Origin of the sequence: Pseudomonas sp. (genome assembly GCF_030150285.1) — a bacterium.
In the GTDB taxonomy this organism is placed as follows: domain Bacteria; phylum Pseudomonadota; class Gammaproteobacteria; order Pseudomonadales; family Pseudomonadaceae; genus Aquipseudomonas.
Genome location: NZ_JASLGE010000007.1, coordinates 1 through 24024, shown reverse-complemented (window position 1 = coordinate 24024; position 24024 = coordinate 1). Strand labels below are relative to the sequence as shown.

23 protein-coding genes are annotated in these 24024 nt (G+C 59.9%); 15 read left to right on the top strand and 8 right to left on the bottom strand.

The window, feature by feature from the left end:
• The first annotated feature begins 175 nt into the window (after positions 1 to 175).
• Both treR and Q1W15_RS00935 read left to right on the top strand, forming a co-directional pair.
• On the top strand, positions 176 to 880 hold the full coding sequence (gene treR, locus Q1W15_RS00940; RefSeq protein ID WP_300719656.1) for a trehalose operon repressor: 705 nt from the start codon (positions 176 to 178) through the stop codon (positions 878 to 880).
• 101 nt (positions 881 to 981) lie between these two features.
• The gene (locus tag Q1W15_RS00935) at positions 982 to 1554 is read left to right on the top strand and encodes a GIY-YIG nuclease family protein (RefSeq protein WP_300719654.1); all 573 of its coding nucleotides are present in this window, start codon (positions 982 to 984) and stop codon (positions 1552 to 1554) included.
• On the opposite strand, the gene Q1W15_RS00930 is transcribed toward Q1W15_RS00935, so the two are convergent.
• A complete protein-coding gene (locus Q1W15_RS00930; RefSeq protein WP_367280617.1) occupies positions 1530 to 2936 on the bottom strand; it encodes a DNA cytosine methyltransferase in 1407 nt (468 codons plus the stop codon). The two genes, Q1W15_RS00935 and Q1W15_RS00930, sit on opposite strands and share 25 nt — an antisense overlap.
• Positions 2937 to 3247: 311 nt before the next feature.
• Between Q1W15_RS00930 and Q1W15_RS00925 the strand changes: the two genes are divergently transcribed.
• From Q1W15_RS00925 to Q1W15_RS00885, 9 genes are all read left to right on the top strand, one after another.
• Entirely contained in the window at positions 3248 to 4054 is an 807-nt protein-coding gene (locus Q1W15_RS00925) for a shikimate dehydrogenase (RefSeq protein ID WP_300719652.1), read from the top strand.
• 173 nt (positions 4055 to 4227) lie between these two features.
• Positions 4228 to 5037, top strand: coding sequence for an IclR family transcriptional regulator (locus Q1W15_RS00920; protein WP_300719650.1), 810 nt, complete (start codon positions 4228 to 4230; stop codon positions 5035 to 5037).
• A 259-nt stretch (positions 5038 to 5296) separates the two neighbouring features.
• Positions 5297 to 6640 (top strand): aromatic acid/H+ symport family MFS transporter, encoded by a 1344-nt coding sequence (locus tag Q1W15_RS00915; protein ID WP_300719648.1) that lies wholly within the window; start codon positions 5297 to 5299, stop codon positions 6638 to 6640.
• A gap of 37 nt (positions 6641 to 6677) precedes the next feature.
• Positions 6678 to 7487 (top strand): TIM barrel protein, encoded by an 810-nt coding sequence (locus Q1W15_RS00910; RefSeq protein WP_300719646.1) that lies wholly within the window; start codon positions 6678 to 6680, stop codon positions 7485 to 7487.
• Positions 7488 to 7527: 40 nt separating this feature from the next.
• Positions 7528 to 9246, top strand: coding sequence for an FAD-dependent oxidoreductase (locus tag Q1W15_RS00905; protein ID WP_300719644.1), 1719 nt, complete (start codon positions 7528 to 7530; stop codon positions 9244 to 9246).
• A gap of 25 nt (positions 9247 to 9271) precedes the next feature.
• Positions 9272 to 10999, top strand: coding sequence for an FAD-dependent oxidoreductase (locus Q1W15_RS00900; RefSeq protein ID WP_300719642.1), 1728 nt, complete (start codon positions 9272 to 9274; stop codon positions 10997 to 10999).
• Between the two features lie 345 nt (positions 11000 to 11344).
• Positions 11345 to 11656, top strand: coding sequence for a hypothetical protein (locus Q1W15_RS00895; RefSeq protein ID WP_300719640.1), 312 nt, complete (start codon positions 11345 to 11347; stop codon positions 11654 to 11656).
• Positions 11657 to 11876: 220 nt separating this feature from the next.
• Positions 11877 to 13538: a hypothetical protein gene (locus Q1W15_RS00890; RefSeq protein WP_300719638.1), complete on the top strand. Its 1662-nt coding sequence runs from the start codon at positions 11877 to 11879 to the stop codon at positions 13536 to 13538.
• A 3-nt stretch (positions 13539 to 13541) separates the two neighbouring features.
• A complete protein-coding gene (locus tag Q1W15_RS00885) occupies positions 13542 to 14591 on the top strand; it encodes a hypothetical protein (RefSeq protein ID WP_300719636.1) in 1050 nt (349 codons plus the stop codon).
• A gap of 220 nt (positions 14592 to 14811) precedes the next feature.
• Here the strand turns inward: Q1W15_RS00885 and Q1W15_RS00880 are convergent, their stop codons facing one another.
• The 6 genes from Q1W15_RS00880 to Q1W15_RS00855 all read right to left on the bottom strand — a co-directional run bounded on the left by Q1W15_RS00880 (position 14812) and on the right by Q1W15_RS00855 (position 19844).
• Entirely contained in the window at positions 14812 to 16161 is a 1350-nt protein-coding gene (locus Q1W15_RS00880; RefSeq protein WP_300719635.1) for an amidase family protein, read from the bottom strand.
• Positions 16162 to 16190: 29 nt separating this feature from the next.
• The gene (locus tag Q1W15_RS00875; protein WP_300719633.1) at positions 16191 to 16982 is read right to left on the bottom strand and encodes an amino acid ABC transporter ATP-binding protein; all 792 of its coding nucleotides are present in this window, start codon (positions 16980 to 16982) and stop codon (positions 16191 to 16193) included.
• A gap of 2 nt (positions 16983 to 16984) precedes the next feature.
• Positions 16985 to 17632 carry an amino acid ABC transporter permease gene (locus Q1W15_RS00870; protein ID WP_300719631.1) on the bottom strand — a complete coding sequence of 216 codons (648 nt, stop codon included), beginning with the start codon at positions 17630 to 17632 and terminating at the stop codon, positions 16985 to 16987.
• Positions 17632 to 18288 (bottom strand): amino acid ABC transporter permease, encoded by a 657-nt coding sequence (locus tag Q1W15_RS00865; protein ID WP_300719629.1) that lies wholly within the window; start codon positions 18286 to 18288, stop codon positions 17632 to 17634. Before Q1W15_RS00865 ends, Q1W15_RS00870 begins: the two co-directional genes overlap by 1 nt.
• Before the next feature lie 9 nt (positions 18289 to 18297).
• Positions 18298 to 19149 (bottom strand): transporter substrate-binding domain-containing protein, encoded by an 852-nt coding sequence (locus Q1W15_RS00860; RefSeq protein WP_300719627.1) that lies wholly within the window; start codon positions 19147 to 19149, stop codon positions 18298 to 18300.
• 86 nt (positions 19150 to 19235) lie between these two features.
• Positions 19236 to 19844 carry an urea carboxylase-associated family protein gene (locus Q1W15_RS00855; RefSeq protein WP_300719625.1) on the bottom strand — a complete coding sequence of 203 codons (609 nt, stop codon included), beginning with the start codon at positions 19842 to 19844 and terminating at the stop codon, positions 19236 to 19238.
• Between the two features lie 117 nt (positions 19845 to 19961).
• Here Q1W15_RS00855 and Q1W15_RS00850 point away from each other — a divergent pair, with 117 nt between their 5' ends.
• The 4 genes from Q1W15_RS00850 (at position 19962) to Q1W15_RS00835 (ending at position 22246) form a co-directional block, all read left to right on the top strand.
• The gene (locus tag Q1W15_RS00850; RefSeq protein ID WP_300719623.1) at positions 19962 to 20846 is read left to right on the top strand and encodes a LysR family transcriptional regulator; all 885 of its coding nucleotides are present in this window, start codon (positions 19962 to 19964) and stop codon (positions 20844 to 20846) included.
• A gap of 167 nt (positions 20847 to 21013) precedes the next feature.
• Positions 21014 to 21325 (top strand): hypothetical protein, encoded by a 312-nt coding sequence (locus Q1W15_RS00845; RefSeq protein WP_300719621.1) that lies wholly within the window; start codon positions 21014 to 21016, stop codon positions 21323 to 21325.
• Positions 21326 to 21349: 24 nt separating this feature from the next.
• Complete coding sequence (locus tag Q1W15_RS00840; protein ID WP_300719619.1) at positions 21350 to 21676, top strand: hypothetical protein; 327 nt, start codon at positions 21350 to 21352, stop codon at positions 21674 to 21676.
• A 24-nt stretch (positions 21677 to 21700) separates the two neighbouring features.
• Positions 21701 to 22246, top strand: a complete 546-nt coding sequence (locus tag Q1W15_RS00835; RefSeq protein WP_300719617.1) for a hypothetical protein — start codon at positions 21701 to 21703, stop codon at positions 22244 to 22246.
• A gap of 269 nt (positions 22247 to 22515) precedes the next feature.
• Here Q1W15_RS00835 and guaA read toward each other — a convergent pair.
• Positions 22516 to 24024 (bottom strand): glutamine-hydrolyzing GMP synthase (gene guaA / locus Q1W15_RS00830; protein WP_300719615.1); only part of this gene is annotated, 1509 nt, incomplete at its 5' end.

Here is a 24024-nt window from a genome sequence, read left to right as displayed (position 1 = left end):
CAGCACGCTGAAACGAAACGTACTCGTCTGTACGAGTTAAATCAATAACTGGTACAGACGAGTTGGCAAAAAAAATACCGCACCGGGCTCCACGCCACGGTCTAAAACCTTGCGCTACCCGGGTCCAGCCCTTATGGTTCGGGCCCTGAACACCCAACGGCACAGAGCCATCGCCATGACTAAATACAACCAGATCTACACCGATCTGCTTGCCAGCATCACGACTGAACGTCTGGTACGCGGCGCACGCTTGCCGTCAGAAACTGAACTGATAACCCGTTATCAAGCCAGCCGCGGCACTGTGCGCAAGGCGATAGAACAGCTTCAGGAACGCGGCTTTGCGCAAAAAATTCATGGCAAAGGCACCTTCGTGCTGTCCTCCAGCCCGATTGAGTTTCAACTGGGTGGCATCGTCAGCTTTCGGGAAACCAGCCCAGGCATAGGCGATGATGTCAGCACCGAGGTGGTCGAGTTCACGCACGTTCCCCTGGAGGGCGCGCTGCGCGAGTTCATCGACGCCAAGGACGGTAGCCTGATCACCCGAATCAAACGGGTGCGCCGCATTGATGGCAAACGGGTGATTCTGGACATTAACCACTTTGTGAACGACTTGATCCCCGGGCTCACCCCGGACATTGCCCAACACTCGATCTATGCCCACATCGAACAAACCCTCAACCTGCCGATCAGCTATGCCCAGCGCACCATCGAAGCCGTGTTGCGCAACAAGGACGATCAGCAGTACCTCGACCTGGGCAGCCAAAGCCATGTGATCGTGGTCAGCAACCAGACTTTTTTGCAGGACGGCCGACAGTTCGAGTACACCGAATCGCGGCATACCCTGGATAAGTTCTACTTTTCGGACATAGCGCGACGCTAGGAGCAAAGGCCCCTCACGCCAGCCTGGCGCGCCTCAACCACGCGTGCCCCAGTGCCCATGAAATTCGAATCGTTCCCAAAACGTCGACTGTAAGGATAGAAATGACGGATTTTGCTTTCAGGAAACAAGCAGTCAAAACGCTGACCAGAGACAAAGGGGTGTATGTGCTGTGCGATCTGGACAACGTACCCATTTACGTCGGCCAATCGAAGGATGGGATTCGCAACCGAGTGTCGAGGCACCTCACCTCAGCGCGCTCAGACATCATCGCCAACCGGCAGATCGACGTGTGGGAAATTGCATACGTCTGGACCTACCCCATGACGTCAATCGCCACCATCAACCACCTTGAAGCGCAGTTGTTTCATGCGTTCAACCCCCAGTCGCAGTTGATGAACGGCACCGTGCCTGCCTACGCCGACTATGGCGATACACCGGAACCCGATCAGGTGATTCAGGTGATGCCCACGGATGAAATTCGCGAGCGCCAGGACCCGGCGCATCGGCTCCCGCGCCAGGCGGTGCATTACGCGCAAATCGTCGACCACTTTCTTTCCGTCAAAAACTCACCGCAAATCGCACGCGCCATGGACGCGCACTTCGACCGCCTGCAGAAATACCACCGCACTTTACTGGGGTTTGCCCAAGCTCAGCCCGACGATGGCAGCGACTGAGGCGAGTCCGTCGCCAGGGCCACCGGCTGTTTGCGGGCTGGCCGGTGGGTGCTCGGCTCAGACAATAGCGGTTCAAACAGACACTGCGCGAGGTGGCGCACCACGGGCACGGCCACGCCATCACCGACCACATGGTAAGCGTCGTTGTAATTGCCCGGCAGCTTGTAGGTATCGTCCAGCCCCATAAGCCGCGCGGCTTCACGCGCAGACAACAAGCGCGATTGAATCTGCTCGCCCTCGACCACCAGAATCACTTGCCGGCTTGACCCGCCTGCCGGGGTGCGCAAACAGCCGGCAACGTCGTCGAAGCGCACTTCGGCGCGTTGCACCTTGTTGCCCTGTTCATCCAGCCGGGTGCGTTTATACAACCCGCCAACCATGCGTTGGCCCGACTGTTGCGCAGCACGCACCTTGTCCAGATTGGTCGGGCTCATCATGGCGAGCAGTTGTTGAGTTTTCTGCGCGCTGTCCCATTTCACGCCCTCGGGGTGCGCTTCGATCAGCCCGATAAAACTGGATGTGCGTGCTTGCGCAAGCGCCAAATTCCACCACACCCACGCTTCACGAGCGTCTTGGGAAAGCCCGGCATAAGCCTTCACCATCCGCTCAGGGTGCCACGGTGTGACAGGGACTTCAGAGACCAGCGCCGCTGGAATAGCCACATCAGACTGCACGCCCACAATAAAGACCCGAGGGCGCGACTGCGGCAAAAAGTGGCGGGCATCAATCACCATTGCGCCGAACCGGTAGCCCGCCTCGCAAAGGACTGAACCGATAGCGGCGAAGTCTTCCCCTTTGTTGGACGTCAAAATGCCGTAGACGTTTTCCAGCACAATGACCTTGGGCGCACGCTTTTCAGCCATGAGATCGCGCATAAGCTGCCAGAACGGCCAGAACGTGCCTGAACGGGTCTTTTGCTCGTCCTGCTCGCGCCCAATACCTTTATAGACACCTGCCAGTGACAGGTCCTGGCACGGAAAAGAGGCCCAAACCAGATCCGCCTGATCCGGCAAGTGCCCGGTGGTGACGTTATTAATGTCTTCCACCAGCAAATCCAGCCCGCCGTTCCAGTTATCGCGGTAAGCACGGCCCTTCATGGGGTTGAAATCGTTGGCAAACAGGCATTCCCACTCCGGCCCCAAACCTGCACGCGCCATGCCGCCGCCGGCAAAAAACTCGTAAAAGCGCCGACCTTGCCGAGCAGTGTGGGTGGGGCGGGTTAGAGCCAGCTCAGTATCGCGCTGGATCTTTTCATCGATGGCCCGTGCGATCCACGCACTCATGGTCATTTTGCCCCCGTCCGCTGCACACAGATGGCCAATGGTTTCATGCTGTGAATGGGTCAGTCGCAGGCTGGTGCGGCGATCGGGGGTATGAGTCATCGTGAATCCATTAAATGGCGCCAAATTCGGGCTCCGCGAAGGATACCGTGCCCATGAACACTGTCAACCTTCATACGACCGGTACCTGATGTTGCGCCAGCGTGCCGGGCCTGAGCGCCTGAGAGCCCCCTCACGCTGAAAAATCGACGCGGGATGAGGCCGTTTTTCATCCGTGACAGGGCACTCAAGGAATTCAATATATTTATGGAATTGAATTCCGATATTGCTATGATGCCTGCCTGCCACCGACCTTTGGTGGGCGGTGAACCGGGCACAGGCGATAGGCCATGCAAGACCCCCAGGAGAACAAAATGTCTGAAGTGTTGATTCCGAGTCCGACAGGCGCTACCCGAATTTTTGCCGTGGTCGGTGACCCGATCAAGCAGGTAAAGGCCCCGCAGTTACTGAACACCGTGTTCGCGCAAGAAGGTGTGGATGCCGTGATGATTGCGGCGCATGCCCGCCCTGCCCAACTCGCGACCGTGATCCGCGGCCTGCAAGCGATGGACAATTTCTCGGGCATGCTGATCACCATTCCGCACAAGTTTGCCGCCCGCGAATTCGCAGACACCCTGAGCCTCGCCGTGCAGGTCTCCGGCAGCACCAACGCACTGCGGCGCAACGAACAAGGCAAGTGGGAGGCCGATAACTTTGACGGTACCGGCTTTGTCCTGGGCCTGCAGCGCAAGGGGTATGAACTGGCCGGCAAGCGTGTCGTACTGGCTGGCGGCGGCGGTGCCGGCAGCTCGATTGCTGTCGCGCTGCTTCAATCCGGAGTTGAGCGGTTGTATCTGCAAGAACCCGACACCGTCAAAGCCGGGGATCTGCTCGCCAGGCTAGAGCAACACTGGCCGGGGCGATGTGCAGTGGCTCAACCGCAACACCTGGGCTCAGTCGACCTGGCCATCAACGCCACGCCATTAGGCCTGTCGGATGACGATCCGCTGCCGATTGACCTTGCCAGCCTGGCACCCGGAACGCTGGTGGCCGACATCATCATGCAACCCGTCGAAACCCGCCTGTTACGGATGGCGCACGCTGCAGGCCACCCTGTGCAGCCCGGCAGCCACATGCTCAGCGAGCAATTAGGCTGCTACAAAACATTTTTCGGACTCTGAAACCGCCACGGTCGCCACACGGGCAATAGCACTGATTGCCCGCGTGGTGCCTCGTGAAACGGCCGGGGTTTACACAGGCTGTGTTCCGTCGTTTGCAGCGGCATAACGATTGGAATACTCTTCCAATACGTATATTCGTCGGGAGCTCAACTCTCACACATCAAGGAACATTTATGAGTAATGCGCTGGAACGTGGTCTGCACGCTATTGAGCTATTAGCCGGAAAAAGAGCCGGGCTCCCCCTTCAGCAGGTGGCTGAAGCCCTGGATATTCCTCCGAGTGCAACCCACCGCATGCTCAATTGCCTGGTCGAGCAGGGGTTTGTGCGCCAAGACCAGCAGCACGGCAATTATGTTCTCGCCCTCAAAGTGGTTTCACTTGCACTCAAGCACCTGTCACAGAGCGACATGGTCGACTTGGCTCGGCCGGCACTCGAACGCCTGGCCCGGGTGTCCGGCGAGCTGGTGCGTTTGAGCATGGTCGATGGTGACAACCTGGTCTGGATCTCCAAGGCCCAGGGAACGCGCTCTGGCCTGCGTTATGACCCTGATGCCGGTGCCGAAGCCAAACTGTGCTGCACCGCTTCGGGGCTGGCCTGGTTGAGCTGCCTGAGCAACGAACGCGCCCTGGAGCTGGTTTATCGCCAGGGCCTGACCAAGCCCGGAGAATACGGCCCCAACGCGGCGACCACCATTGAACAACTGCTTGGCCTGCTGCAACTGGCACGCGACCAAGGCTATGCCACGGTCAACGAAAGCTTTGAAATGGGTGCAGCGGCAATGGCGACGGCGATTCGTGATTCGCAGCAAAACGTTATTGGCGTCATCAGCATCGCCGGCCCCAGCGTTCGCCTGTCACCGGAGCGTATGCACACCCTGAAAACAGTCCTGCTGGAGGCCGCCGAAGAAATCACCGCGATCAGCCTGGACAGCCTGCCCAAGCTGTCGATGATGACCTCGCCCATCAGCGAACCGTCCAACTGATCGGCCACACCGATTAAGCGCGGCCTGTCACTCCGAACCGGCCGCCCCCCCTTCCTCTCCTGAAACCTCGCTGTTGAGTGCGGATTCAACGCGCTGGCTTTCTGCCCAATAAAAATCATATCGGAACTGCTTTTACTAATGGAATGGTATTCCATTTAATGTAGAATCACGGCCTCAACCCTCAAATGCCTTGGCACCTCAAGAACACGTCATGGCCAGGAAAGGCGTTCTGATAAAAACAAAAAAGCAGGAGTCAACAATGTCGAACTCTCCAAACCTTGATGTCAGCACCTTCATGGACGCTCGAAAGATGAGCGCCAGGCAATGGTTGGTGCTGTTCCTGGGCTTTATGGTGCTGGTCTTTGATGGTTTCGATACAACGGCGATGGGCTTCATCGCCCCCGCGCTGGTGGATGACTGGGGATTGCTGCGTCAAGACCTGGGCCCCGTGATGATGAGCGGCCTGCTCGGCCTGGCATTTGGGTCATTGACTGCCGGCCCATTGGCCGATCGTTTCGGCCGTAGACCGGTGATCATCGGTTCGGTGCTGCTGTTCGGGGTCTGGAGCCTGGCTTCAGCCTGGTCAACCGGCCTCGTCAGCCTGACCATCCTGCGCTTTCTGACCGGGGTGGGTCTGGGGGCTTCGATGCCCAATACGGCCACACTGATTTCTGAATTTGCACCCAAGCGTTACCGCTCCCACATGGTCTCGTTCGTCTACTGCGGCTTTGCTTTTGGCGCGGCGCTGGGCGGGTTGGGCAGTGATTGGTTGATCGAGCATTTTGGCTGGCGGTCCGTGCTGGCGGTTGGCGGCGTGCTGCCCATTGCCTTCGCTTTTCTGCTGCTGTTAAGCCTGCCGGAGTCCATCCGCTTTTTGGCCCAGCACACTGCACTCAAAGATCGCCTGATCAAGGAAATCAACAAAGTCGCCCCTGGATTGGCCAGCGCCCACACTCGGTTTTTCAGCAGCGAAGAGTCGATCAAAAATACGGGCAAAGTCAGCGCACTGTTTGCCTCCGGCTACAGCCTTGGCACCTGCATGATCTGGCTCACGCTGTTTATGGGCCTGCTGACCATGTACCTGCTATCGAGCTGGCTGCCGCTGCTGAGCCGCGATTCCGGCTTGAGCCTGAGTGAAGCGGCACTGCTGGGCTCCCTGCTGCAAGTGGGCGGCATGCTGGGCAACTTCACCGTCGGCATGAAGATGGACCGCTGGAACCATCACAAAGTCGTCGGCCTGACGATGCTGTGCGGCGGTATCTGCGCGGTGCTCATTGCGTTGCAGCAACCGACGATGCAGGTCCTCTGCCCGCTGATCCTGTTGCTGGGGTACTTCCTCAACGGCGTCAACGTGGGCGGCTATGCATTGGCCGCCAGTTTCTACCCCACTCAGATCCGTGCCACCGGGGTGTGCTGGGCCACCGGCATCGGTCGCATGGGCGCTATCAGCGGTGCCGGGATCGGTGCGCTGATGCTGGCCGCCGAATGGAATTTCAGTCAGGTCTTTTTATTCCTCGCCGTGCCTTCTCTGATTGGCGTCATGGCGCTGTGGGTCAAGGGGCGTCAGCGTCGAGCGTCGGCTATCCGCACGCAGACCACCTGAATTTCAGCGCACTTTTCCCCCACTACGGAGACAGGCTATGCAAGCCAGCTATTCCATTGCCCAACTGACCGCGCTCAATTACAGCCCTCCCGAGATGATCGAGCTGGCCGCCCGTACCGGCTATGACCAGGCAGGCTTGCGCTTGCTACCGGTCGCCCCGGGGGCCATTGCCTATGCATTGATGGATGACAAACCCATGCTGCGCGAAACGCTCGCGCGCATGAACGACACCGGCGTGAAGGTCTTCGACCTGGAGCTGATCCGTCTCGATGGGCACTTCGACCTGGACCGTTACCTGGCCTTTTTTGAGGTCGGTGCGCAATTGGGGGCCAAGGCCGTGCTCGTGGCCGGTGACGATCCCGAGCAAAGCCGGCTGATCGAACACTACGCCCAGCTCTGTGACGCCATGCGCCCCTTCGGCCTGACAGCGGACCTGGAGTTCATGCCCTGGACGGCCGTCAATGACCTCGCCACGGCCTTGCATATTGTTGAACAGGCCGATCGAGCCAATGGCGGCATTCTGGTCGATGCCTTGCATTTTGATCGTTCAGGCAGCCGCTTTGAGGACCTGCAAAAAATTCCGCCGCAGTGGCTGCACTACGCACAAATATGCGATGGCCCGGCGCAGCGGCCGAGCACCCATGAGGCTTTGATTCAGGCGGCTCGTGGCGAGCGTTGGCTACCCGGCGAAGGCGACATCGACCTGGCCAGGATCTGGCGCAACCTGACCGCCCCGGTCCCGGTCAGTGTCGAGATCCCGCACGAGCAAAGGGTTGCGCAAGTGGGCGTCGAGGTGTGGGCCCGACAGGCGCTGGCGGCAGCCAAAGCAATCATTGAGCCGCTGTGAACCCGCGCCACCTGAACTGCCCCCCTAAGGAGATAATGTAATGCCTGCCGACACTTCCCTGCTCAACACGGTGGACTGCGATGTTCTGGTCATTGGCTCGGGCGCGGCCGGGCTGAGCGCCGCCGTGACGGCCGCGTGGCATGGTCAGCGCGTGATCGTGATCGAAAAGGACGAGGTGTTCGGCGGTGCTACCGCGTGGTCCGGCGGCTGGATGTGGGTGCCTTGCAATCCATTGGCTCAGCGCGCCGGAATTATTGAAGACCGTTCGCAACCGCGCACCTACCTTGAACATGAATTGGGCGAGCACTTCGATCCGGCCATGATTGATGCCTTTCTCGAAGCCGCGCCCAATATGGTCTCGTTCTTTGAGCGACATACCGCTTTGCAATTTGCCGACGGTAACGCCATTGCCGACATTCACGGCGACACGCCGGGGGCGGGGACCGGCGGCCGCTCGGTCATCGCCGCCCCCTACAATGCCTACGAGGTTGGCAAGCTGCTCAAGCGGCTGCGCAAGACGATGCGCGAAACCTCATTTATGGGCATGCCCATTATGGCCGGCAGCGACCTGACGGCCTTCCTCACCCTGACGCGCTCCTGGCGTTCGCTGTTACACGTCAGCAAACGCTTCGCCAAGCACCTGATCGACCTGGCGCTCAAGGGGCGCGCCATGTACCTGGTCAACGGCGTCGCGTTAATCGCCCGCTTGGCCAAGTCGGCCGAAGACCTTGGCGTCCAGCTCTGGGCATCGGCACCGGCCACCGGCCTGACGCAGGAAAACGGCCGGGTTACCGGAGCCGTGGTTGAAACCCCGCAGGGCCGCGTCACTGTTCGTGCGCGCAAGGGTGTCGTGCTGGCAGCGGGGGGCTTTGCCAATGATATCGAGCGGCGCAAGGCACTCTTCCCGCGCACGCCAACCGGCCATGAGCATCTGGCCTTGCCGCCGCTGGGCGTCAATGGTGATGGCTTGCGCTTGGGTGAACGTGTCGGCGCTCAGGTCGCCGACGACCTGGCCTGCGCGGCCGCATGGGCCCCCGTGTCAAAAGTGCCCTATAAAGACGGCAGCTTCGGCCACTTTGCGCACATTATCGAACGCGGCAAGCCAGGCATCATCGGCGTACTCGCGAACGGCCAACGCTTCGTCAATGAAGCCAATGGCTACTACGATTATGTCGCCGCGATGGTCGCGGCCGCGCCGGGCACCGAGGTCGCCTCCTGGCTGATCTGCACGCACGCGTTTCAACGGCGCTACGGCCTGGGCATTTCCCGGCCTTTCCCGCTGCCGGTTGGGCCGTTTATTCGCTCCGGTTACCTGAAAACCGGCGACTCCATCGAAGCGCTGGCGACTGCCTGCGGGATTGACCCTACAGGCCTGAGCCAAACCCTGGCGGCATACAACCACCACGCCCGCAAGGGTGAAGACCCTCAGTTCGGTCGCGGCACCACGCCCTACAATCGCAAACAGGGTGATGCGCAGCACGGGCCAAACCCTTGCGTCGCGCCCATCGAACAGGGGCCCTTCTATGCGGTCAAGGTCGAGCCTGGCTGCTTCGGCACCTTCGCAGGCCTCAAGACCAATGCCCATGCTCAGGTCCTCGACTCTGCCGGTCAGCCGATCAAAGGGCTCTACGCGGCAGGCTCCGATATGGCCAGCATCATGGGTGGGCATTACCCCGCGGGTGGAATCAACCTGGGCCCCGCGGCCACGTTCGGCTATATCGCCGGGCGCCACCTGGCCGGCGTTACTGCCTACGAATAACCCTGAACACCAAGGAAAACTCATTATGAATACCGTCACACCCTTGCGCTCGCACTGGGACCAGGAAGTCGACCTGTTGGTGTTCGGCGCGGGGACCGCAGGCATGACCAGCGCATTGATGGCCAGCCACCATGGGCTGGACGTGCTGCTGTGCGAAAAGACCGCCGTCGTGGGCGGCATCAGCGCCACCTCGGGCGGCACCACCTGGGTGCCGGGCACCTCTCAGAGCCAGCGCGCCGGCGTGCCTGACACCGTGGCAGACGCCGCGACCTTCCTCAAGGCGGTGGTCGGTGAGCGAGGCGGTGAAGACTTGCGCCAGGCTTTTCTCGCAAGCGGGCCGCAGGCTATCGATGAATTGGAACGCATCAGCGAAGTAAAATTCGTAGCGGCCGCCGCCCACCCTGACTACGTCAGCGGCCCAGGTGCCGCGTTCGGTGGCCGGGCCCTGGCACCCCTCGCATTCGACGGCAGGCTGCTGGGCAAGGACTTTGACCGCGTGCGCCCACCACGCCCAGAGTTCATGGGCCTGGGCGGCATGATGGTGCCGCGCGCCGACCTCGATGCGCTGCTGTCTCCCTTTGCCTCGGTGAAGAACCTCACCCGCACCTTGGGCGTGGTCGGGCGTTATGGCATCGACCGCCTGAGTTACGCCCGAGGCACCCACCTGGTGATGGGCAACGCCTTGGTCGCCCGGTTGTTCTACAGCCTGCGCCAGCGCAATGTGCCGGTTCGCTTTGAAACGCCCTTGCACGAACTGGTGCTGGAAGACGGCAAGGTGGTGGGAGCCGTGGTGCTGCACAATGGCCAGCCCCAGCGCATTCGCGCACGCCGTGGCGTGGTATTGGCCACTGGTGGCGTGACCCGTCACCCTACCCTGCGCAAACAGTTGTTTCCGGCGGCGGCCCACCCCCTGTCACTGGCCCCCCTGACCCACACCGGCGACGGCATCGACCGCGCGCTACAGGCCAACGCCCAACTCGACAATGGCCACGATAGCCCCGGTTTGTGGATGCCCTGCTCGATTCGCAGAGATAAAAACGGCTATCAGGCCGTGTGGCCCCACATCCTGCTGGACCGCGCCAAACCCGGGCTGATTGCGGTCAACAGCCGTGGGTTGCGCTTCGTCAATGAGTCGGACTCCTACCACGACTTTGTCATGGGCATGCTCGCCGATGGCAGCCCCACCGCCCACCTGATCTGCGATGAAGCGTTCTTGCGCCGCTATGGCCTGGGCCTGGTGATGCCGCTGCGCAGCGCCATCAACATCGCGGGCTTCGTTAAGGCCGGCTACCTGGTCAAAGGCCGCACCCTGGCCGAGCTTGCCCGCACGCTCAAGGTCGATGCCCAAGGGCTTGCGAACACGGTCAGCACCTACAACGCTGCGGCTGCGCGGGGAGACGACCCGGCGTTCAACCGTGGCAGCAGCATCATGAACCGCCACAACGGCGACCCGCAGCAAACGCCCAACCCCTGCGTGCGCCCGCTTGGCGAAGGCCCCTACTACGCCGTCACCGTACAACCGGCCGACCTGGCTTGCAGCGCAGGCTTGAGCGGCAACGCCCACGGCCAGGTACTCGACACCCAGGGCCAGGTGATCGAGGGGCTATATGCGTGCGGCAATGACTTGGCCTCCATCTTTCGCGGCACCTACCCAGGCCCGGGCACAACCTTGGGCCCAGCCATCGTTTTTGGCTGGCGAGTGGCCCGGCATGCGGCAGGCCTGGAGGATCGCAAAGCGGACATGGCGGGATGAGCCCGCGAAGGTAATACGGCCAACTGCTCGTGCCATGGCTTCAGGGCATTTCCCTGCGCCAGGCCATGAGCACCCAGCGCAGCGCCAAGGGTGCAGACCGTCACACGGGCTTGACGGTCATTCAAACCCGTGGCCCCACCGGATCTGAAGACAGACCACCCGGCTCAGGGCTGCCGCGGCCGGTCATGAACCGCGCGAACGTGATTGCCAATGGAAGCGCCAGGCACGCTTTCATTCGTTCGCTGAACGGTCTAAAAGAAGGACGGTGTACAGCCCTGTACCGAGTGGAAGAACCCTGTAGGCTGCTGAAGCATCCATCCGAGTCAAACCATAAGGAATAACGCCATGCCCACAAGGAGCCTGCTGCTGATATTTTGCGCGGTGATACTGGTTGGCTGCACAGGCAGAGGCTTTCAACCGCCGCCAGGGGACTACACTCAGTGGTACAAAAAAGGAGTCACCCAATCGGGCGTCGACAACGCCATGCGCGCGTGCGGCTATACCAACCTGGATGGCGTGGGCGACACCTCACCGATTGATGTGGTGCTGACCCGGTTCTACTGCATGAAAGACACAGGGTTCTCCCGCCGCGATAACCTCGACCTGTGCAAACTCGGCCGCATTGGCGAATCGCCCGTGTGCGACGGCCGCCGATGATACAACGCCAAAACGCAGTGCAGCCCCTCGGGCTGGCCAAGGGCGACGGCTGCGATGGGTAGGGTGCGCGCAGCGTCTGAATGGTGCGGCAGTTCTGACATCCAGAGACCTAGAGGCCTTGACGTCTGCGGCTTGTGCCTGAGCAATCAATAGTGGCCTAATAGCGGCACTCAAGCCCTTTTTCCCTGCCACGCAGGCTCCTTTCGACAAGGAATGTTCGATGAACTCCCGACCGACGCTGCAAGTGGATCGGCTGCTCACCGCCAATCTTGACGCCCTGCTCAGTTCCGTTGTCGATGCCGACCAGCGCCAGTTGCAGGTACCAGGCGGCGCTCGCTCCGAACGCGAAACACTCAAGGACAAGCGCCTCCAGGAACTGCTCGACTGCTGCCGCGAAGAAGCCCTGCAACAGGTGGTCGGTCCCTTCGGCCTGACCCCGGCGATGTTCTCGGACAAGAAAGGCGGCAACGTGACCACCCAGCACAATGCCAACCAGGACATCTACGCCAAGACCTCAGAACATTACGACCGCAAAGCCGACTATGACTACTCCGCCGCGAAAACGAAGAAGAAGAACGATGCGGTGAAAGCCGGCACAATGAACTCCCAGACCTTTGTCGACGCCTATACCCATAAAAAGGCACAGACCAAGCGAACCGCCAAGTCTAATGGCAAGCTGGTGATGAACGCCGAGCTGGACCACACCATTCCCCTGAAGCAGACGCATAAGGAAGGCGGCTGGATGCTGACCCCAGAGCAACGTAAAAAACTGGCCTCTGAAGAAGACAACCTGCATTTCACCACCTTTGAAAATAACCGGGAAAAGAGCGATACCGCCGCAGAGACTGCGCTCTCTGCTGAAAACGGTTACGACGAATCCATCACCAAGCCGCTGATCGACAAAGCCCGCGCCGCCATCGACCAACATCAGCCCGACACAAAGGACCGCCTGCTCTACCACGGCAAGGCGCTAGGCCTCACGGGCGCGAAGGAATTCGGCAAGACCGGCCTGCGCCGGGCAATGGGCGTGTTGTTATTCGAAGTGGTCAACGGCAGCTTCGTCGAGGTGCATAAGGTGGTCAGCCAGCGCAACGACCAACAGCCCCTGCTCGACCGCGTGGTAGCAGCGGTGGAGCGTGTGCTAAAGCGCGTTCAGGGTAAGTTCAAGGCGGCTTTCGAAGCCTTTTTCGAGGGTGGCCTACAGGGCCTGATGGGCAACCTGCTGACGTTCCTGATCAACAACCTCATTACCACCTCAGCCAAAGTCGTAACGATTATCCGTGAAGGCATGCAAGAGTTGCTCAAGGCACTCAAACTGCTGCTCTGGCCGCCCAAGGAGATGTCCGGCACAGAGGTCATGCGCGCGGTCAGCAAGAGCCTGGCAGGCCTGCTCACCCTGGGTGCCGGCATGCTCCTGGAGCAATCGGTGAATACCTTCCTCATTGGCATCCCAGTGCTCGCACCGCTGGCCGGGATGATCGCCCCCGTGCTAACCGGTTTGATGACCGGCCTCGCCAACGCCCTGCTGATGTACGCCATCGACTCGCTGATCGACTGGATGCTGGACAAGGGCACCGACTTCATCAACGCACAGATCGATACCCTGCAAGCCACCGCCGAACTGGGCGAGCGGATGATCGAACAGCTAGAGCTGCAATTGCGGCTGTCGGCGCGCTACCGGGTGATGGCCCAGCTTAATCAACGCATTGCCGGGAGCTTCGACCTGGCAACCGAGGCCGCACGCGCATCGGTGAAACAGGCGCAAGGCACCGTGCAAGAGCAGGCTACGACTATCGCCGCGCTGTCCCAGGCCATCGATAGCAAAAAACAGTTCAACGAACGCCTCGGTTCGTTGCTTCAGCAGTTCAGGAAGGAAATATAAAGGATGTCCAAGGTCATCGCCCAACTCGCCCGCACCGTCCCAAGCGACGACCTGCTTGCTCAGATCGACATCGCCGAGGTGTACAAGAAGTTCCACAGTACCTTCAAGCGCCTGGACGATTTCAAGGAGGTGCGTGACGAACACGAGCAGCGTAGCTTCTTCGGCCGCCTGTTCAATCGCGACGAACTGACGAACGCCCAACTCGACGCCCAGGAAGTGCAGGCGGAACTCTCCAAGACCCTTGCCCAATTGATGGTAATCAGCTCGCTGCAGGCGCAGCAACTGACCGAGCAGCAGGGGCAACTGGCCGAGCAGCAAAAGACCCTGGATGCCAAGGCCGAGGAACTGGCACGACAGAACAAGCGCCTCGAGCAGCACCAAACCGTGATCAAGCACCAAGCCGCAGGCTTGCGCCAATACGTCACCGACCTGCTGAAAGTCCAGGGACTGACCGACGAACACGGCGAGATGCTCATTAGCATCGCCAAAGAAGTGATGGAAACTCGGGATCGCCTGCTGGCAGACTTCGACGATCGCATGCAGCAGGTGCAGCACGTTCTGGACGAACAGCAGCAGTTGCTCCGAGAGGTTCTGGAAGAGCAAGCGAACACCGTGGAGCAACGCCTCACGGCTGCCGAGCAAGATCTGCTCGCAGCACTCGACGACCAACGCCGCGAAGCCACCAGCCAGACAGAACGGCTCGATGCCGACCTAGCCTTCCAGGCGCAGCGGCGGGACGAGAATCACCACAATCTGGAGCGCCAGCTATCAGAACTGCACGAAGTGCTGGCCGAACAGAACCAAACGCTACTTAACGAACGCAGCGAGCGACAGCAGGAAAGAGCTGAGCGCCAAGCCGAAGTACATGCCCTGCGGAACGAACAGAGCCTTGGCGAAACACGCCTGCGTCGCGAACAGCGTCGCCTCATGATCGGACTGTGCGGCTTAATATTGGTGTGCGCCGGTACCTTCGCCGCGCTCACCTTTTGGAGTACGTCAAAACCTGTCGTGGTCCCGGTCGAAGCCCACGAATCTCATGTACCAGCGTCCTGAACCGCTTGTTCAAACCCGCGACTCAAGCCTGCTCGCCCCCCCCCAGTCTGACTCGATGGGACTTACGACTGTTAGGTCCCACCTCTAGGAGACAACGGTGCGCCTTATCACGGTGCCCCGGAAGGCTGAATGGTTTGAACGTGCTGCGCCGCCTTTTAGCCAAGATACGTGCAAAGTCAGCTGAATTTCGGCGAACTTCGAACAGAACCTAGCGCTCTGTTCAATCAGTTGATATCGATCCACAGGCGTTCTCGACTGCCAGACAAATGGATAGCAGAGTATCGTCCCTGCCCTGCGACATCGAGAGCAGCATCGAGGTTGGTAGCCTCTGTGCATCGCTCCCCGTTGGGATGGCAACCCCGGGCATGTCCAGCAGGCTGCCAATCATGGTCAGGTTCAGCGTCTGCAGGTTGGTGAGGGCGAAGTGCGCATCGTCCTGCTCCAGCGCTGCCAGGGGCGGCGCGACATGCCAAACGGTAGGCATGACCAACACGCAGTTGCCCAGTTCATGCGCTAACTCCGCCATCAGCTGCTCACGGCCCTGTCGCAACAGCGCTTCACGTTCGCCTATCGCTGCTGAGGCGAGTAGGCGTTGTCGCACGCGAGGATCAATTTGCGCACTGTATGGCCCTTCGACAGATGCCCCGTAGTTTCTCCAGGCCTCCACCGCGCCCAGCCAACCCTGTTCGGCGATCAATTGACGCGTACGGGCAACGGATTCCAGTGGCCGAGTCTCGACTACCGCACCCGCGGCACGCAGACACTCCATGCGCGACAGCAGGTTGTCGCGAACGGCGGGTTGCAGGAGTGGGTCCAGCAGAATAGTTTCCTCCACGACGAAGTGAACGCCGGTCAGGCCTAGAGGTATGGGCGCAGTGGTAAGGATGCCACGCAAGGCACCGTCGAAGGCAACGCAGTCGGCTACGGTATTGGCGATAGGGCCCAGTGTATCGAGCGTTTGCGCCAGTGCTCGCACGCCTGACAAGGGATAGCGGGCGCAGGATGCGCGGTAACCCACCAGCCCATTGAACGCAGCGGGAATGCGCACCGAGCCAGCGGTGTCGGTACCCAATGCAACGCTGACGATGCCGCGTTGCACGGCAATTGCCGAACCTGACGAGGAGCCGCCAGGAGCGCGCGGTTCATGGATAGAAAAATCCGCCACCGGGGTGCCGAAGTGCGGGTTCAGACCCAGACCGGAATAGGCAAACTCGCTGAGATTGGTCTTGCCGATGGGGATCATCCCCAGTGAACTGAGCGCGGCGATCACCGGTGCATCGCCTGAAGCGAGCGGTTTGCAGGCCCATAGTTTCGAGCCGGCACTGGTCGGCATGTTTGCGATATCCACCAGATCCTTGACAGCGTAGGGAATGCCGTCGAATGGGCTCAGGGGTTGCCCACGCAGGCGACGCGCCATCGATGCCTCAGCTTGGCGCAGGGCCCGTTCCTCGCACAGGGCGGTAAAAACATGCTCCGACGAGGCCGCGGCAGCAAGTGCTTGGCGGGTCAGTTGAAGTGGGTCGCTAAGGCCTTCGCCCAAGCGATAGGCCTCATCCAGCAAGGTGCTCATAGTGAGTCATACTCCATCGCGTACCTTGGTCAGGCAGCCGCTGTGCCACGGTTGAGCCAGGGTTTGAGAAATTGATTCAGACGTTCTGTCGACGGTTGGGTGAACAACTGCGCAGGGGCGCCGCGTTCTACAACCTGACCCGCTTCCATAAACACGACCTGTGTGGAGATTTTTTGCGCGAAACTCATTTCGTGGGTCACCATCACCATGGTCATGCCGGATTGAGCCAAGGACTGGATGACCTGGAGGACTTCTTCCACTAACTCCGGATCAAGAGCCGAGGTCGGCTCGTCGAGTAGCAGCAGTTCGGGTTGGATCGCCAGGGCTCGGGCAATGCCGACGCGCTGCTGCTGGCCGCCGGAAAGTCGACCCGGATAGGCATCCAGCTTGTGGCTCATGCCCACGCGCTGCAAAGCCTGTTCGGCCAATGTCTGCGCCTCGGCCTTGGTCATGCGTTTACCAAGTAGCAGTGGGGCCATCACATTACCCAGAACGCTCATGTGCGGCCACAGATTAAACTGCTGGAATACCATGGCCAGCGGGCGACGGACTTCAGCCAGTTGTGCGGCGTTCTGGCGGTCCTTGAGGCGACGGCCGCTATTTTTATAGCCAAGCAGGCGCCCGTGGATCAGCACCTCGCCTTCGTCATAGGCTTCAAGAAAGTTCATGCAGCGCAGGGCCGTGGTCTTGCCCGACCCGGACGGGCCGATCAGGGAGACGATCTCACCGGGCATCACGTTCAGGTCGATTCCCTTGAGGACCCGAAGTTCGCCGTAGGATTTACCCAGGCCCCGCAGTTCGATGATCGGAGACGGATTCATGTTCAACCTCTGAAAGTGCGATTGGCGCGCTGAGCGGCCAAGCTGAACAGGGTGCCGACCGTTTGGGTGAGCAGCCAGTAGGCGATCACCAGCAAACCGTAAGGCACGACATATGAGAAGGTATTGGAAACAATGGCACCAGCGGTCTGGGTCAGTTCCGGTACGGTGATGATTGAGGCCACAGCGCTTTCCTTGATGGTCAGGATCACCTGGTTACCCAGTAGTGGCAGGCAGAACATCAAGGCCTGTGGTGTCTGGATATGCCAGAACACCTGCCGGGAGCCGATGCCATGCACACGCGCCGCCTCAACATGGCCGCGCGGCACGCTGTTCCATGCCGTGCGCAACAGTTCGGCGAAGTAGGCCGAGCTGTAGAGGGTCAGCGACACGATGGTCGCCTCCACCGCGCTCAGGGTTAAGCCGAGGGCCGGTAAGCCGAAGTACACCAGCATCAGCTGTGCCAGAAACGGCGTGCCGCGAATCAGCCAGATATATACTCGGTACAGATGGATCAGCGGGGCATAAGCCACGCGCAACCCATTGACGGTGAAGCCCAGGATGGCACCCATCAAGGCGGCGAGCAGACTGATCTGCACCGTGACCCAAAGGGCATGCACGAAGTCAGGCAGGTAAGTCAGTAATTCTTCCATTACGCGCGCCTCTGCCAGTATTGCTCCAGAGCTCTGCCAGCCAGCGCGAGTACGCTCGTCAGCGCCAGATAGAACAGGGCTGCCACCAAGTAGACCTCAAGCGGCCTATACGTTTGTGCGACCAGTTGCTGGCTGACCCGCATGAGATCGGTCATGGCTACGACCGATACCACTGCCGACGCTTTGATGACGTCGATCAGTTCCGATACCAGCGCTGGGGACGCCAACTGCAACACCTGTGGAATCTGCACCCGGGTCAGGGTCTGCCAGCGGCTGAGACCGAATACGGCGGCAGCTTCCAGTTGGCCCTTGGGGATCGCTTCGAACCCGCTGCGAAGGATCTGCGACTGGTAAGCCGCAGTATTCAGCGACAGGACGATAATGGCAGCGACTACACCCGGGAGGTCGATGCCCAAGCTGGTTGGCAGGTAGAAGCACAGCAGCAATTGAGCCAACAGCGGTGTACCGCGAAAGAAACTCACGTAGACACGGGAAAACCAGATCAACGCTGGCGAGCGGCAGGAACCGCACAGATACAATGCGACCCCCAGCGTGAACCCCAGCAGCATGCCCACCAGGCACAGGCCCAAGGTGACCAGCAGACCATTCCCGAGTGCCGGCATATAAAGCATCAGCCGTTCAATAAACTCGTTCATGGGGCGACCTCAGATTTCCGGCTCAGGGCTTTCGGTCGGCAGGTCCATGGTGAAACCGAACCACTTCTGTTGCAGCTTCTGCAGGGTGCCGTCCTGGTTGGCGCGCACAAGACGGTTGTTGAAGAATTCCACCAGTGAGGCGCTTTCGGCATCCTTGCGGCCCACCCAGGCGAAGTAGGTTTTTGGTCCTAATGGATCAGGCAGGGTCGCGAACATACCGGGACGTGCTTTGAGCAGGGGACCGATGTTTGGCAAGGCTTGGGCTACACCGTCGAGACGGCCGGCGGCGAGGTCGGCATAGGCTTCGTCATAGGCGATGTACTGGCGCAGTTCCTTTAGACCGGGTTTTCCTGCTGCCTTGAGCTGCTTATCGAAGGCTTGCAGAGCGAGAATCTGCCCGGAGCCAGTCTGCGAGCCAACGATCTTGCCGTTGAGGTCGTCCAGCGACTGGATGGAGCTGTCGTCTTGGCGTTTGAGCAGTTTCACCGTGGCATCGGCAATCGGGATGGTGAAGGCGAATTGCTCGGCACGGGCTTTGTTGACGGTGGCTGCACTAACGACAAAGTCGAACTTCTTACGATCAAGACCCGGGAGTACACCCTGCCATGGCAGGTCGAGGTGCTTGAGTTTTACGTCGGGCATGTCGGCCAGAACATAGTTCATCAGGTCGATATCGTAGCCGACAATCTTACCGGCTTCGACGAACTCGAAGGGCGCGTAGCGCGCCTCCGTGGCAATGGTGATGAGCTTGTTAGCCTGGATCTGCGCGAGCAGATCATCGGCACTGGCCCAAGAGGCGCTTAACGTAGTCCAAGCACTGAGCAAGGCGATAGCGAGATGTTTGCGATGTATCTGGATCATGGTAGTGGCCTCATGGCTTGGTTTTTTGTGATAGCTCAGGTTGAGGGCAGAAAGCAGAAGGGATAAGGCAGAGAGTGGCCAGGTCCTCAGTGAACCTGGTAGTGCAACTCTGTTGGCGTCATGCCGTTGACCGGCGTCATATCCTGCGGGCAGGCGGAAAGCACAATAATCAGGTCCATTTCCGCGCGCAGGCTGACATGGTCGCCGGCTTTACTGACCGGTGGAGCAAAGGCCAGGCGCCCATCATTGTCGACGGGCACATTCATAAACAGGTTAAGGGGGCAAGGCGTATCGGTGGCAGCCAGGCCGATAGCCTCCAGCGCATTGGCCAGGTTGTCAGTGCAACTGTCGTGATAACCCTCCGCGCCCAGTTGGCGATAGCGGTGGATGTCACAGGCTGCGATCAGGGTGTCATGAATGCCCGGCGTGGTGTCTTCGGTCAGGGTCAGCATCGGCTGGCGGCGGTTGCTCAGCAAGGTATCACCGACTCGCGGGATCAGACGCAGCAGCGAGGCGCGGCTGTGCTCCATGGACATGCATTCGGCCAGGTCGTCCTGGGCGAAGGCCCACGTATCGACTACCTGATGGCCATGGGTGTTGATGATGCGGATATTTTGGCCGCGGGCCAGCTTTATGGCGACTCCATGGCGTGGTGCCAAGCGCGATACTGCTGTGTAAGAAGGGGTGTCAGTCACGGTGTGTGCTCCTTTGTTGTTGGTCTTGAACAACGCATACCTAGAGGAACACACCGTGACATGTGAAAACCAATAATATAACTTTGCCTGACTATAAGATAAATCTATAGGCATCTCATGCAAATCCGTCAGCTCGAATGCTTCCGCACCCTTATGCTCCACGGCACGATGACCCGCGCTGCCGAGCTACTGGGTATTTCTCAACCGGCGATCAGCAGCACCATTGCCATCCTCGAACATGAAATCGGCCTCAATCTGTTCGTGCGCCGGGGCGGGCGCTTGCAGCCAACACCTGAAGCACGTCTGTTCTATGTCGAGGCCAACCGTGCCCTGGAGGCTGTGGAGAAGGCCACACGGCATGCTCAGGAAATTCGTCTAGGCAAGCGGGGGCATCTGGCGGTAGCCGCCTATGCGAGTGTTTCGATCAGTTTGCTGCCCAGGATCATGGCCGAGTTCGCCAGGCAGCGGCCCGGTTTACAGATGAAGATCATCAGTCGCAACTCGCAATCGGTTCGCGAGTTGATGGCCACCCAGCAGTTCGATATTGCCATCGCCGAATTGCCGCTCGACTATCCGACAGCCAACATGGAAGTGTTCTCCTACGAGTGCCAGTGCATGATGCCAGCCAGTCATCCCTTGGCCATGTTGCCCAGCATCACGCCGGCAGACCTGAGTGGCGTGCCGTTCGTATCCCTGTTCAAGGGCGATCCGATCCACCAGCAACTAGCCACGGCATTCTCGGAGTACGGAGCGACGTGGAACGTCGTGGCAGAAACAGAGTTCTTCTCCACCGCCTGCGAACTTGTAGCCGCGGGTGTGGGGGTCGGAATCATTGATCCGGTGGTGAGTCGGCCATTCACCAGTGGCTTGGTTCTGCGTCCATTTCGCCCAGCGATTCGCTATGAAATAGCGTTGTTACACCCGACTCATGAAGTGCCATCCCAACTAGTGCTGGAGTTTATCGAGGTACTGCGAGCGAACCTCACCCCACCGATAACATAACAAAAAGTTCTTCTGGCAAAATATCTGGCCTCAATGGAAGGCGCTAACGGCAATCAAACAGTTCATAACCGCTATGAGGATGGCGGGGCCGCTTGCAAGCCCTTCTAGAGCGACTCACCCTACGGCGTCTCACACTTATCCGAGTCAAACCCATAAGGAAGAACGCCATGTTCACGAGGAGCCTGTTGCTGAGTTTTTGCGCTGTGTTACTGGTTGGCTGCACGGGAAGGGGCTTTCAACCGCCGGCTCCGGATTACACAAAATGGTACAAGGAGGGCGTATCGCAGACCGGGATCATTGCTGCGATGCGTGCGTGCGGATATACCAATGTTGATGGCGCAGGAGACAGGTCGCCAATCGATATGAGGTTACTGAACTTCTATTGCATGAAAGACGCAGGCTACAAACGCAAAGATAACTTGGACATGTGCAAGCTCGGTCGTATTGGAGAATCGCCGGTGTGCGACGGCCGCCGTTAATCCATCATCAAAAGGACACAGGGAATGAACAATCTACGCAACGGACTGTATGGTGCCGCATTGGCCCTGGCGGCAACAGCGCTGGGTGGTTGCGCCTCCTCGGCCGCGATCACCGGCGAGCCTGGGGTAAACATGGGCGACAGCTATCAGAGTGTGCTCGCGGTGGTCAGCCGCAACAATACCGTGACCAAACAGGTCGATGGCCAAGGCTTCCGGGCGGAGGGTTACTCAGGAATGTTCAAGGACTGTCGCGTCAAATACTTCCTGTTCCAGGACGCCGATGGTTTGCAGCGCGTGAGCTATGAGCCGGCGCCACATCTGTCGGTCAACCAGAACTGCCGCCAGCCTTAACGTCCCCCTACGAGTCGATTCCTGATGAGACTGTTGCCTGTAATCCTCGCCGTGCTGCTGCTATCGCTCGGCGGCTGCGGCCAAGTGGCGAACGTGCGTTCGCTGTCCACCGGCTATGTGCCCCCGCAGGGCGGCGAGACCGCGCTTATCCGCCTGCTCACCGACGGCCTGGTGCGCGCCGTGCCGGAGCGTGATTGCCTCGACTGGAACGTGCCCGGCGCGGGGGTGATGGCGTCGGCGAAACCCGGCTTCCCCGACCATAACGGCGAAAACCTCGGCATTCCCGGACCGATCTTTTCGTGGGCCGGTGCGGTCTCGTCGGAGCTGGTGGTGCCGGCGAACAAGCCGATCGCGTTCCATTACCTGGGGCGCCTGCAATATTCCCGGCAGTGTGCCAAGACCATGACCTTCGTGCCTCGGCCTGGCGTGGACTACCTGGTGCAAGCCACCATGTCGGCGGACTGTTCGTTCCAGCTGGATGAATTGGAGGCGGGCGGCAAGCAGTGGGCGATGGTCCAACCGCAGCCAGCAGGGAAGGTGTCGATGTGCAACGCGATTGATAACTTCTAGCCGGAAATCTGCGCGGGTTTAAGGTTGCGCGTAAAGTTCTTCAAAACACACGCCAACACCATAGGGGAGATGGGCAAACAGTTATTGCTGACATCTGCGATGCTAAGCGTTCTCGATACCATGCCAGCATTCCTTATCCGGGACATGGTATCGATAGAGCTTTCTCACATACGCACAACGCGCGCCATTAACAACGCCCTTGATGACGTAGTAAACATCACTATCAACTCTTATTTTTTACAATAAAATCAGATAGTTGTGAACCAGCCTCACTCCCACTCAATCGTTGCCGGTGGCTTGCTCGATACGTCGTAGGTGACGCGGGAGATGCCGTCGATTTCGTTGATGATGCGACCACTCACGGTTTCAAGCAGTTCGTAAGGCAGGTGTGCCCAACGCGCGGTCATGAAGTCGATGGTTTCTACGGCACGCAGGGCCACTACCCATGCGTAACGGCGACCATCGCCTACAACACCCACCGATTTAACCGGCTGGAACACGACGAATGCCTGGCTGACTTTGTGGTACCAGTCGGCCTTGCGCAGTTCTTCGATGAAGATGTGGTCGGCACGACGCAGCAGGTCGGCGTATTCCTTTTTCACTTCACCCAGGATGCGCACGCCCAGGCCCGGGCCCGGGAACGGGTGGCGGTAGACCATGTCGTACGGCAGGCCCAGCTCCAGGCCGATCTTGCGCACTTCGTCCTTGAACAGTTCACGCAGCGGCTCGACCAGCTTGAGGTTCATTTCCTCCGGCAGGCCACCGACGTTGTGGTGCGACTTGATCACGTGGGCCTTGCCGCTCTTGGCGCCAGCCGACTCGATCACGTCCGGGTAGATGGTGCCCTGGGCGAGGAACTGGATGTTCTCCAGCTTGCTGGCTTCGGCATCGAACACGTCGATGAAGGTGCGGCCGATGATCTTGCGCTTCTTCTCAGGGTCGGCTTCGCCGGCCAGGTTGTCCAGGAACTGCTTTTCAGCGTCGGCGCGGATCACCTTGACGCCCATGTTCTCTTTGAACATGGCCATCACCTGGTCACCTTCGTGCAGGCGCAGCAGGCCGTTGTCGACGAATACGCAGGTCAACTGGTCGCCGATGGCGCGGTGCAGCAGCGCGGCAACCACCGAGCTGTCAACGCCGCCGGACAGGCCCAGCAGGACGTTGGCCGAACCGACTTGCGCACGCACCTGGGCGATGGCGTCTTCGACGATGTTGGACGCCGTCCACAGGGCTTCACAGCCGCAGATGTCCTGCACGAAGCGGGACAGGATGCGACCCCCTTGCTTGGTGTGGGTCACTTCAGGGTGGAACTGCACGCCGTAGTAGCCGCGGACGTCGTCGTACATGCCAGCGATCGGGCAGCTTGGGGTGCTGGCCAGAATGTTGAAGTTGCCAGGCATCTGGGTGACCTTGTCACCGTGGCTCATCCACACGTCCAGGCCCAGCACGCCGTCGTCGTCAACGTGGTCTTCGATGCCGTCGAGCAGGCGGCTCTTGCCGACAACGTCCACGCGGGCATAACCGAACTCACGCAGGTCGGAACCTTCTACCTTGCCGCCCATCTGCTCGGCCATGGTCTGCATGCCGTAGCAAATACCCAGCACAGGCACATTCAGGTCAAACACGGCTTGCGGAGCGCGCGGGCTGTTGGCTTCGTGGACCGACTCGGGGCCGCCGGCAAGGATGATGCCGCGCGGGTTGAATTCGCGGATCGCTTCATCGTCCATGTCGAACGGGTGCAGTTCGCAGTACACGCCGATTTCGCGCACGCGGCGGGC